This is a genomic window from Aeromonas lacus (assembly GCF_000764665.1).
GTDB lineage: Bacteria > Pseudomonadota > Gammaproteobacteria > Enterobacterales > Aeromonadaceae > Aeromonas > Aeromonas lacus.
Map to the genome: position 1 here is coordinate 20,640 of NZ_JRGM01000032.1, position 11,961 is coordinate 32,600.

7 protein-coding genes are annotated in these 11,961 nt (G+C 63.5%); 1 reads left to right on the forward strand and 6 read right to left on the reverse strand.

Annotation, left to right across the window (positions count from 1 at the left end):
- Positions 1 to 197: 197 nt before the first annotated feature.
- The 6 genes from LG31_RS0105135 to LG31_RS0105160 form a co-directional block, all read right to left on the reverse strand.
- A complete protein-coding gene (locus LG31_RS0105135; RefSeq protein ID WP_033113428.1) occupies positions 198 to 1,061 on the reverse strand; it encodes a hypothetical protein in 864 nt (287 codons plus the stop codon).
- Positions 1,058 to 5,047, reverse strand: coding sequence for a non-ribosomal peptide synthetase (locus LG31_RS0105140; protein WP_033113429.1), 3,990 nt, complete (start codon positions 5,045 to 5,047; stop codon positions 1,058 to 1,060). Before LG31_RS0105140 ends, LG31_RS0105135 begins: the two co-directional genes overlap by 4 nt.
- Positions 5,048 to 5,172: 125 nt before the next feature.
- Positions 5,173 to 5,940: a 2,3-dihydro-2,3-dihydroxybenzoate dehydrogenase gene (dhbA, locus tag LG31_RS0105145; protein ID WP_033113430.1), complete on the reverse strand. Its 768-nt coding sequence runs from the start codon at positions 5,938 to 5,940 to the stop codon at positions 5,173 to 5,175.
- A complete protein-coding gene (locus LG31_RS0105150) occupies positions 5,937 to 6,872 on the reverse strand; it encodes an isochorismatase family protein (protein WP_033113431.1) in 936 nt (311 codons plus the stop codon). Before LG31_RS0105150 ends, dhbA begins: the two co-directional genes overlap by 4 nt.
- The gene (locus LG31_RS0105155; protein ID WP_033113432.1) at positions 6,869 to 8,515 is read right to left on the reverse strand and encodes a (2,3-dihydroxybenzoyl)adenylate synthase; all 1,647 of its coding nucleotides are present in this window, start codon (positions 8,513 to 8,515) and stop codon (positions 6,869 to 6,871) included. The genes LG31_RS0105150 and LG31_RS0105155 overlap by 4 nt, the downstream gene beginning before the upstream one ends.
- Positions 8,512 to 9,660 (reverse strand): isochorismate synthase, encoded by a 1,149-nt coding sequence (locus LG31_RS0105160; protein ID WP_033113433.1) that lies wholly within the window; start codon positions 9,658 to 9,660, stop codon positions 8,512 to 8,514. Before LG31_RS0105160 ends, LG31_RS0105155 begins: the two co-directional genes overlap by 4 nt.
- 266 nt (positions 9,661 to 9,926) lie before the next feature.
- On the opposite strand from LG31_RS0105160, the gene LG31_RS0105165 reads away from it, so the two are divergent.
- Positions 9,927 to 11,879 (forward strand): TonB-dependent receptor domain-containing protein, encoded by a 1,953-nt coding sequence (locus LG31_RS0105165; protein ID WP_033113434.1) that lies wholly within the window; start codon positions 9,927 to 9,929, stop codon positions 11,877 to 11,879.
- Positions 11,880 to 11,961 lie beyond the last annotated feature (82 nt).

Below are 11,961 nucleotides of genomic sequence, written 5' to 3' on the forward strand. Positions count from 1 at the left end.
ATACCTTGTTAAATAAAAAGCAAAGACATTTACTCAGGTAAGACCAGTAGAAACTTCTTTAAAGTAGCGAAGGAGCTGAATTTTCGGCGATGATAGACAAGGTATGCCGTAAATGGTGCAACTTTGCAGTGCTGAAGACAGGATGCCAAATATTGAAAAGGGGAGCCTGCTCCCCCTTCTGTTACTTCAATCAGCAGTTACGCCAGCCACTGTTGCAGCTGGCGGGCCATGCCAACTGGCAGCAGGTGAACGCGGCTCAGCAAGTGGCTACGCCAGGGATCTGCCAGCAAGGTGGGGCAAATTCGCATCTCCCGCCCCCTGTCAGCCACGCGCACCAGCCGATCGATGAGAGTCTCCAGCGGCGGATGCGCCGGCCAATGGGGATAGAGGTCGGCAGTCGTGATACCTGCTAGTTCGCATAGCCTCTCCTCTTCCCCCTGCTCATCAACCATTGGCCAGGGGTGAAGCACATGCAGCCAACCCGGCCGTGCTACCTCCAGCAACTTGCCCAGCGTCGGCTGAGCAAAGTGGGGATCTCCTGCGGCTTTGAGCAGATGACGTGCTCCCGCCAGCACCACCACGCCGCGGGCGGGAAGTGCAAGAAGATAGTCGGCCAGTGCCTGATCCCGCCCCCTGTTGTATTGCTGCCACAGCTCCGGGTTCATCTCCTGCCACTCGAATAAGGGCTCGCAGAGATGCACCCGCAGCCGCACATGTTCAGGACGCGCCAGATTGCTCTGGCGCAGGGCAGCGAAGAGAGCTGGAAACTCGGGGGCCATCCAGGCGGGAAAGGCGCAGGAGTCGAGCCAGACCGGATAGAGCCGCGCCAACGTCAGCGGCTCCCCCTGCCAGCTCTCCTCCCCCGCCAGCCAGGCATCGAGCAAGCCCTGATGGCGGCGGTTGCCGCACTCCAGCACCAGGTCGGTCATTATTCCCCAGAGCGCCGGATCGCACAGCCAGGCGTGCTGGCGCCGGATAAAATCCGGGTGCCAGTGCGGCTCCCCCAGCCCCACCAGCTTGCCCGCCAGCAAGGCCTCACGGATGGCGGCAACCGGGGTCATGCGTCCCCCTCCTGCCGGATGTCCGGTTGTTGTCCAACCCCATCGACCCGCTCACAAATAAGGGCGCCGATCTTCGCCAGCCAGTCGGGATGCACCATCTCCTGATGCAGGCAGGGGAAGCGCTCATAGCGGATTTCCCCTTTTGTCAGCGACTCCCAGCCGCGCCCATCCAGCCAGGGCTGGCGGGAGGCTGACGCCTCGATAAAGGTCACCTCCCCGTGATAGCAGTAGTCGACTGGCTGGCGGATCAGCCGGTTGTTGTGGCCAACCAGCTCAATCATGGCGCTCACCACCTGCTCGTCGAGCATGGCCAGCGCACTCCCTTCCTCCCCCAGCCGAGCCACCACCTGGTCGCGAGTGAGGGAATCCAGCGCCTCGTCCGCAACCGCAATGCCCCCCATCCGCAGCAGCGCATCGAGCATCCGCTGCTCATCGGGCAACGGCTGGGTCTGCCACTGCTGACAGGGGTAGGCATCGAGCAGCAGCACCATGGCCACCTCCTGTCCCTGCTCTTGCAGCATGGCGGCCATCCGGTGCACCAGCATGCCCCCGAGCGACCAGCCGAGCAGCCAGTAGGGCCCCTCGCTCTGCTGGCGGCGCAGCTCGGTCACATAGTCGAGTGCCAGCTCGTCAAAGCTGGCGGGCAACGGCGCATCCGGCTGGCAGAGCGCCCTCGCCTGCAGGGCATAGACCGCCATGTCGCCCGGCAGATGGGGTACCAGCGGCGCATAACACCAGCCGAGCCCGCCTGCGGGATGGACGCAAAAAAGGGAGGGTCCTGATGCGCCCGACTGCGCACTGGGCGCCCGTAGGGGCAACAGCATGGGCATAGCCTCCCGCTCGCCGCCAAGACGGCGCGCCAGCTGGGCGGGGCTCGGCGCTTCGAACAGGCTGGCCAGAGTGAGATCCTGTCCAAGCGACTCTTCAATGCGCACCACCAACTGTGCCGCCAGCAGGGAGTGGCCGCCGAGGGCAAAGAAGTTATCGTCGGCGCCGACCCGCGCCAGCCCCAGTACCTCGGCGAAGAGGCGGCAAAGCCGCTCCTCCAGCAGGGTTTTCGGCAGCGACTGACCCACCGCCGACGCCATATCGGGCAGCGGCAGCCCCTTGCGATCCAGCTTGCCATTGGGAGTGAGCGGCAGCTCAGCCAGAGTGACTAGGAGCCCCGGCACCATGTAGTCGGGCAAGGCGGCGCCAAGGGCAGGTGTAAGCTCGGCCAGCGTCAGATCTCTGCTATCTGCGGTCACCACATAGGCCACCAGACGGCGATCGCCGGGGGCAAATTCGGGGGCCAACACTACCGCCTGCGCCACTCGGGGATGGCGCAGCAGCACCTGCTCGATCTCCTCCAGCTCGATGCGCTGGCCACGGATCTTCACCTGAAAATCGAGGCGCCCCAGATACTCGATGGCGCCATCCTCGCGCCAGGCGGCCAGATCGCCGCTGCGATAGAGTCGTCCTGCCCCGAAGGGGTTGGCAATAAAGCGCTCGGCGGTGAGCTCGGGCTGGCCAAAGTAGCCATCCGCCACCTGCACGCCGCCGATCCAGAGCTCCCCCGCCACACCGGGGGGCACCGGCTGCAACCAAGGGTCGAGAATGTGGATGCAGGTATTCCAGACCGGATAGCCGATGGGCACGCTGGTTACCGCCTCGTCTGCCCTGCAGGGATACCAGGTAACATCCACCGCCGCCTCGGTCGGGCCATAGAGGTTGTGCAGGGGGGCTGAAAATGTCCCATACCAGCGCTGCACCAGATCCGCGGGCAGCGCCTCACCGGAGCAGAAGACCTGCCGCAGGGCGCGGCAACGAGCAGGCTCGGCTTGTGCGACGAAGATCTGCAGCATGGAGGGGACAAAGTGCAAGGTGGTGATCCCGGCCTGCTCAATCAGCTCGGCAAGGTAGGCGGGATCCTTGTGGCCACCCGGTTTGGCGAGCACCAGCCGCGCACCGGTCATAAAGGGCCAGAAGAACTCCCAGATGGAGACATCGAAACCGGCCGGAGTCTTTTGCAGCACCCGATCCGCCGGGCCGATGGGATACATGTGCTGCATCCAGAGCAGCCGGTTGACGATGGCGCCGTGGCTCACCACCACCCCTTTGGGCCGACCGGTAGAGCCGGAGGTGTAGATGATATAGGCCGCATCTTCCGGCCTGGGGGCTGGCAGATTGCAAGGTGCTATCGTCGCCACGTCTATCGTCGCCAGCTGCTCTGCCACACCGGGTGCATCGAGGCAGACAAGTGGCGCTGCCACATCGAGCGGCATCTGCAAGGTGCGACTGGTCAACACCAGCGCAGGATCGCTGCTGGCCAGAATGTAGCCGATCCGCTCCGCCGGATAGTCCGGGTCAACGGGTACATAGACGGCACCCACCGCCATGATTGCCTGCTGGGCGAGAATAAGCTCGGGAGAGCGCGGGCTCACCACCGCCACCCGACAACCGGGGCCCACGCCCCTCCCTGCCAGATAGCTGGCCAGCTGGCGGGTGCGCTGGCGCAGCTCGGCCACACTCCAACGCTCGGCGCCACACTCCAGCGCGATGGCACTCTGATCTGCCGCCGCCAGCCCCTCGGCCAGCAGTGCGCTCAGGGTGGTGGTCGGCAACGGATGGTCGGTTTGGTTCCAGCGCGCCAGCTCAGCCTGCTCGCAAGGCAGTAACAGCGGCAAACGCACTGCCAGGGCCTCATCATCAGCCTCACTCCAGGCCGCCAGATAGGCGACCAGTCGGGCCAGATGACGTTCACTCTCCTGTTGGCTGAAGCGCCCCTGATGTGCTTCGAGGGTCAGGGTCATAGCGCCTGCCTCCTCGGCAAAGTAGAAGGCGCACTCCTCCACCGGCCCCGCCGCCAGTACCTGCACCTCACCACAAACCTGGTTGCGCCCTTCACCAAAGCTGAGGGTGCGGGCAAAGGGCATCAGATTGACCTGAGGGCCAAACAGCGGCTGGCCCGGCTGACGCTGCTGCAACCACTCCTGACGGCAGCCCTGATGACGGCGCAGGGCGGCAAATTGCCGCTCGACCTGTGCCAGCAACTCTCCTACCCGGCTGGTGCCACTCAGCTCGATGCGCAGGGGCACCACATTGACCTTCATGCAGGGGGTATCGGCCGCCGCTGAGCCCAGCCGCCCCATCAGCGGAATACCCAGCACTACCTCGCCAGCACCGCTCATCCGCTGCACATAGCTGGCCACTGCTGCCAGCAGCAGGCTGTAGGGGTGACAGGCCGAGCGACTCGCCCGCCCTACCAGTGCCTGCCACTGGCGGCTAGCAAGCCGCTGCTCAAGACGATAAGTGGGGCCCGGCCCTTGCGCCGGACGGCGGGAGAGCGACGCAGGGCTCTCCACCCCGGCCAGCTGCTGCACGAAGAACTCGCGATCCCGCGCGGAGCGCTGCGAATCCTGATAGGCCGCCTCCTCGGCCAAAAGTTCCTGCTGGGATGCATAGCGGCAGGGTGCTGGCTGCTCGCCGGCACAGAGCGCCTCATACCAACTCGCCACCCGCTGGCAGAGCAGGCTCAGGCCAAAGCCGTCGATGGCGATATGGTGCACGGCGATAAACCAGGCCCACCGCCCCTCGCCAAGGCGATAGAGGGTGGTGGCAAACAGCGGCCCCCCGGCCAGATTGAAGGGGGCGGCCAGCTGCGCACGCATCTCGGCCTGCGCGGCTGCGAGCGGATCGGCTTCGCTGCGCAGATCCCACTCGGCCAACTGCCCGCAAGCGGGATTGGCCACCATTTGCGGGCCATCGGCAGTGGCCACAAAGGCGCAGTGCAGACCGGGGATCTCGTCGATGGTCTGGCGCACTGCGCGGGTGAAATGATGGGGGGCCAGCGCCCCCTCCAGCAGCCAGTACTCGCCGGTATTGCAGGCGGGGCTTTGCGGGTATTTTTGCTGGGCAAACCAGATGCCCGCCTGAGCGGTGGTAAGTGGCCAGCGCGGGTGATCACTACGCAGGTGGGTGGCGCGCATCGCCATTGTCTGTTCCATGGGAATGTCCTTGCGCAAACATCGAGCGAGCAGTGACTTGCCCCTGCTCGCATGGCTGAAAAGCGAGGAGGCCAAGCCTCCTCCATAAAGAGAGTGTCACGCCTGCCAGATTGGCAGCGCACGGGCTAGACCCCCAGGGTGGCACCGCCATCGACCACCAGATCCTGCAGGGTGATATGGCTGGCGGCATCGGAGGCGAGAAACAGCACGCAGGCCGCCACCTCGGCAGGTGTTCCCAATTTGCCAAGGGGGATCCCCAGCTTGAACTGCCCGGGCAGGCCAGCGATGGTACGCAGCTCTCCCTCGCGCTGCTCAGCCTCCCCCTCCTGCCACATGCCGCAGAGCATCGGGGTACGGGTCGAGCCCGGCGACACCAGATTGCAGCGCACCCCATAGGGGGCGAGCTCCAAGCCTGTCGTTTGGGTCAGGTTGGTCAGCGCCGCCTTGGAGGCGCCATAGATGCCCATCCCCACTCGCGGCACCCGACCGGCATTGGAGGAGACATTGACGATGACGCCCCTGCGCCGTCCCTTAAACCAGGGGGTCAGGGCCCGCATCAGGTAGAAGGGGGCGAAGGTGTTGATGGCGAAGGTGCGCAGCAAGAGAGCGTCATCCACCTCATCAATCCTGCCGGTCGCCAGCACGCCAGCGACATTGACCAGCACATCGGGTCCCAGTCCCTCGTCCAGCAATTGTTCGCAACAGCGGGTCACGGCCTCGCTGTCACTCACGTCGATCACCACCCCCTTCACGTTGCCGGGCAGCGCCTCGGCCAGTTGCAGATCGAACGCAACAACGCTGGCTCCCGCCTCGGCAAAGGTGCGTGCCACCGCATGGCCAATCCCCTGCGCTGCGCCGGTTACCCAGACGGTTCTGCCTTGCCACTCGCTCATGGGGTGCACTCCGGCTCGCTGACGTGATCTTCGTTGACCTGATGAGCCGTGTCCTGACTGACATTGAGCTGACGGGAGAGGATCCCCCACCAGTGGGCCAGGGTCGGAATGCGAGACAGCTCAGCCAGCTCCACCACCAGCCCCTGCTGACGCCACTCCTCCACCAGCCCCATCACCGCCAGCGAGTCGAGACCGTAGTCGAGCAGGTTGTCATCCTCGGTGGGCTGCTCATGCTGCATCTCGGCGGGCAACCGCGCCAGCACCTGAGCGCGCAGCAACTCCCGAGTCAGGGGACGTTTGCTGGCCACCGCCATCACCTCGGCCACGGTAATCACCCGACCGGCATTGCGGCTGACATAGGAGAGCGCCAGCAGATGATCCTCGCGGGAGAAGTCGGCGATGGCATCTGCCACCAGGAAGGGGCGGATATCGCGCATAAAGGCATCGACCGCCGTCTGCATCACCCCGATATGGCCGTAGATGCCGCAGATCACCAGCTGATCCCGCCCCCATTGGGCCATTAGCTCGGCCAGCGGTGAGCGGCAAAAAGCGCTGTAGCGCCACTTGGTCAGCACCGTATCCTGCGGCTCGGGCGCCAGCGCCGGAACGATTGGTTGACGCTCCGGCGCTCGGGTCAGTCCCGGCCCCCACATGTCATTGAGCAGGGCCCGATCGGCCTGACTCTGTTCGGCGGGCTGGGCGGTATAGACCACCGGCATACCGAGGGCACGCGCCTGACGGATCAGGGTGGCGATATGGTCGATGACCTGATTGATCAGCGGATTGTCCGGCCCGTAGAAGTCGACGAAATAGTGCTGCATATCGTGGACCAGCAAGGCGGCACGGCCCGGTTCGAAGGGCCAGTTCACCCGCCCGGTGGGCAGCTCCTCAGCGGTGGGCAGCGGGTAGGCGGCGAGGGATTGAATGGTCATGCACACTCCTTGGCGAGCTGCTCGCGCAGCGTCTGTTTGTCTATCTTGCCGACCGGGGTGTGGGGCAGTTGCTCCACCAGCACCAAGCGATCGGGCAGTTTGTAATCGGCCACCCCCTGCTCGCGCAGGAAACGGCGCAAGCGGGGCAGATTGAGGGGCTCGCGGCACATCAAAAAGGCGCAGCTGCGCTCCCCGAGCATGGGGTCGGGCATGGCGACCAGCGCCGCTTGCCGCACATCCGGATGAGTAATCAGCAGCGCTTCAATCTCGAGGGCGTCGATCTTCTCCCCGCCCCGGTTGATCTGATCCTTGTTGCGCCCCACCACCATCAGATGACCGCCGGGCAAGCGGCAGACCAGATCGCCGGTGCAGTAGAAACCGTCCCGGTCAAAAGCCCGCTGATTGTGGGCATCTGCCTTGAAGTAGCCGCGAAAGGTGTAGGGGCCGCGCGTCCAGAGTTCGCCACACTCGCCATCGGGCAAGGGGCGCCCATCGCTATCCCGCACCTCCACTTCGTCACCCGGGCTCATCGGGCGGCCCTGGGTATTGACGATGTGCCAGTGGTCATCCTTGATGCGGGTGTAGTTGACCAGCCCCTCGGCCATGCCGAACACCTGCTGCAAGCGGCAACCAAGGCGGCTCGCCACCGCCTCGGCGTGAGCCGGGCTGAGGCGCGCCCCCCCCACCTGCACACACTCCAGAGAGGTCTGTGGATAGTAGCTGGCCGCCTCCAGCCAGAGCGCCAGCGCCGGTGGCACCAGTGCCGCCCAGTTGACCTGATGACGCTGCACAAGCGGCAGACAGGTTGCCGCAGAGGGATCCTTTGCCAGCACCACGCAGCCACCGGCATAAAACACCCCCAGTGCGCCGGGGGAGCTCAGGGGAAAGTTGTGGGGCGCCGGCAGGGCGCAGAGATAGATCACCCGCTCATCCCAGCCGCACACCGCCACGCTCTGGCGCACGCTGTAGCCATAGTCATCGTGGGTACGGGGGATCAGTTTGGGGGTACCGGTGCTGCCGCCGGAAAGCTGGAAAAAGGCGACCTGATCGGCTGGAGTCGGTGTAGGCGCAGCAGCCACCTGCACAGAACCATCTGCACGGGTCATGGATTGAGGCTGACGCCATGCAAATCCAGACTGAAGACCTGCGCCTTCAACCTGCTCGAAAAGCAGTGTCTGGCAGGAGGACGATGCCAACTCGTCAAGGGCCGCGAGGCTTCCCGCTTCACCGTCATAGCCGGGGTGAGAGGGGCTGAGTACCAGCAAGGCGGGCTCAATCTGGCGGGCAAAGGCCACCAGCTCGCGCCGCTGATGGCTGTAGAGGGCATGCACCGCCACCACACCGCAGCGGATCAGGGCAAACCAGCAGATATAAAACTCGGCGCAGTTGGGCAACTGCACCAGCGCGGTATCTCCATGACCCAGCCCGCGCGCCGCCAGCCGCGCCGCCAGCGCATCGACCTCACGCTTTAACTGGCCATAACTGAGGGTACGTTCACCGCAGATCAGGGCCGTGCGCTCGGGATAACGTTCGGCGGAGTCATCGAGCAGGGCGGTGAGCGGTTGCCCGCACCACCAACCTTGTGCCCGGTAGTGGGCCGCCAGCTCTGCAGGCCAGGGGGTAAAGGGCACCAGCGGCTTCATGTTGTCACCTCCGGCTCCCGGCTTTCGAGACCAAACGCCCGCAGCATGGTGCCGAGCTTGGCGGCGGTCTCCTGCCACTCTGCTTCGGGCGAAGAGCCCACCACCACCCCAGCGCCGGCATAGAGCCGCAGCTGTCTGCCGGCCAGCACGCCACAGCGAATGGTGACTACCCACTCGCCATTGCCATCGGCATCCATCCAGCCGACGGCGCCGCAGTAGAAGCGGCGATCGTACCCCTCAAGCCGGGCGATGGCCTGACGCGCAGCCGAGAGCGGTGTGCCGCACACCGCCGGCGTCGGGTGCAACGCCAGCGCCAGAGCCAACACGGGAGAGGGTTCATGGAGCCGCCCGGCGATGCGGGTCGAGAGGTGCCACATGGTAGGGGTCGCGATCACCTGCGGCTCCAGGGGGACGTCCAACTCGCGGCAGAAGGGAGAGAGGGCCGCAGCGACCGCATCGGCCACCAGCGCATGTTCATAGCGATCCTTCTGGGCACCCAGCAGTTCGGCACTGGCCGCCGGTTGATCAGGAAAAGCGGGGCGCGGACGGGAGCCCGCGAGCGGATTGCTCACCACCGCCATCTCGCTGCGTGACACCAACAACTCCGGGCTGGCGCCAAGCAGGGTCTCCCCCTCCGGCAGCGGGATCTGAAACACATAGGCGCCCGGATTCTGGTCCAGCAGGGAGCCATAGGCGTGTGCAGGGGAAGTCTGCTCTGCGCTCTGCACATCGATGGCGCGCGACAGCACTACCTTCTCGAGCTGACCCTCGCTGAACTGCTGCAGTGCCGCCCGCACTGCCCCCTGATAATGGGCTGAGCCGGTCACTTCACTCACATCGCCATGGAGCTGACAACAGCTGGCAGGCAACAGCGCATCCCGTTTGACCCACTGCGATTGCGTCGGGATCACCAGATGCCAAGGGGATTGGGTATCAAACGGGATGGCGCCGATGGCGATGGGATTGTCCATCCCCTGCTGGCGCAACTGACGTAGATGGGCGAGTAGTTTTTCCGGTGGGATGCCGGTAAAACTGTCGTGGATACCGGAAGCGACCAATACCCTGTCACCGCTGGCAAAACAGCACACTTTATCCAGCCCGGCCGTTGCGGCGGGCCACTCTTCTTCCAGTGCATGGTCACACATGACGGTGCTACTCCTTGGAATGAATCACTGCCTGAAACGACAAAATGTGAGTCATTTGACTCACAACATCGCAGGGTGAGCGGCATCCTAACAAGGAGTGAAAAAACGATCAATACAAATGATAATCAATTTCATTAACTTCTTTTTAATCAAAAGAGAGGGGCGAACGAAACCGAACATCACCGATAAAAAAGAGTTGCGATCGGAGCAAATTCAACTTGATAATGATAACGCTTATCATTTGAATGTTATGGAAGATGTAAATAATGAAATCCTCAACCTCCCGTTTTATTGCCCCCAGCCTGCTGGCCACCACCATCGTCACCCTGCTGACCCAGCAAGCGATCGCCGCCAATAACGTGCCTCAAGCCGATGAGGTGATCACTGTCACCACCACGGCGCACAATACCCGCTCGGCACCCGCCTCCATCTCGGTTATCAGTGCCGAGCAGATCAAGGCCGCACCGGTCAATGACCTTGCCGACCTGCTGCGCCACGAAGTGGGCATCCAGGCCGAGACCGACACCAATGGCCGCAGCGATATCGGCATTCGCGGCATGTCGGGCAAATACACGCTGGTGCTGGTGGATGGCAAACGCCTCTCCTCCTCCAATGCCCTGTGGCGCGGTGGCAACTTCGACAACACCCCGGTGCCCCTTGGCATGATCGAGCGGGTCGAGGTGATCCGTGGCCCCATGTCGGCACTTTACGGCTCCGATGCCATCGGCGGTGTCATCAACATCATCACCAAGCAGCCGGGCAAAACCTGGCAAGGGGCGGCAGATGCCGACTTCAAGGCCATTGAAGGCAAGGATGGCGGCGATCAGCACAGAACCAACCTGGGCTTTACCGGCCCGCTGACCGACAACCTGCTGATCCGGATGAATGGCGAAGTATATGACCGTCAGGCATGGACTCCGCCCGAAGCGGCCGATGGCATCCCGCTCATCGAAGCCAAACAGACCCGCAACTTTGCCTCTACCCTGAGCTGGCTGGTGGATGAGCAGCAACGCTTCGAGTTTGACTATCTGTACAACCAGGATGAGCGGCCCCTCGATATCTTCCGCAAGACCGGCAACAAGGTGCACAGCCGCCAGCAGCAGAACGATCGCAACCTGTTTGGTTTGACTCACAAGGGGAACTGGAGCTGGGGTGACACCACCGTCATGGCCAACTACGAAACCTCCCAAATCGACGATTTCAATACCAGCTACTCGGCCCCGCAGCAGCGCGAACTGGAGGAGAACACCTTCACCCTCAAGGGCTACACCAATCTGGCGCTGGCCAACCACTACCTGACGCTGGGTGGCGAATATCTGGATCGGGAGCTGGTGGATGCGGTGAGCTACAAGGATATCGGCGGCAAGGAGAGTCACTCCCAGGAGGCACTGTTTGCTCAGGACGAGATCGGCCTGACCGACAGCCTGACCCTGACTCTGGGCGGCCGTTACGATCACCACGAGATCTACGGCAGTCACTTCACCCCGCGCGGCTACCTGGTTTACGAACTGAACGATGTGGTGACCGTGAAAGGCGGTGTCAGCCAGGCTTTCAAGGCGCCGGCACCGCACCAGTACTCCAACGGCTACAGCATCGAGAGCTGCGGCGGCAGCTGCCGTATCTATGGCAGTGACAAGGTCAAGCCGGAAACCAGCACCAACTACGAGCTGGGCGTCATCGCAGGGCAAGGGATCTGGGAGACCAGCGCCACCCTGTTCTACTCCGATATCGACGACATGCTCACCTTCAAACAGCTGCCGAACTCCACTGACCGCACCTGGTACAACCTGGAGAAGGCCACCACCAAAGGGCTGGAGCTGACCGGCAGGCTCGATCTGACCGACGACATCAATCTGGGTGCCAACTACACCTACCTGAAAGCGGAAGGCGATCAGGGTCAGGCCCTGCCCGAACGGCCGGAGCACAAGGCCAACGCCAAGCTGACCTGGCAGGCTACCGAGCGGGTCAACGCCTTCGTTGGCACCACCTACACCGGCACCCAGTATGCGGAGCAGACCGTCAACAAGGCCGTGGTGCTGCACAAGCTGCCCAGCTATCAGACCTTCGATCTGGGCACCGGCTTCAAGGTCACCAGCAACTTTGATCTGCGGGTCGGTATCACCAACCTGACCGATGTGCGCCTGCAAGAGAAAGACGCCACCTTCCAGAACGTGGAACCGGGTCGCAGCTACTACATCAGTGGCTCGGCCCGCTTCTAAAGCTCATCAAGCCAACAGCGCGGGCCTCTTGCCCGCGCTGCATTGCCCGACACAATAAGGGGAAAATCCCCACTGGACAGCA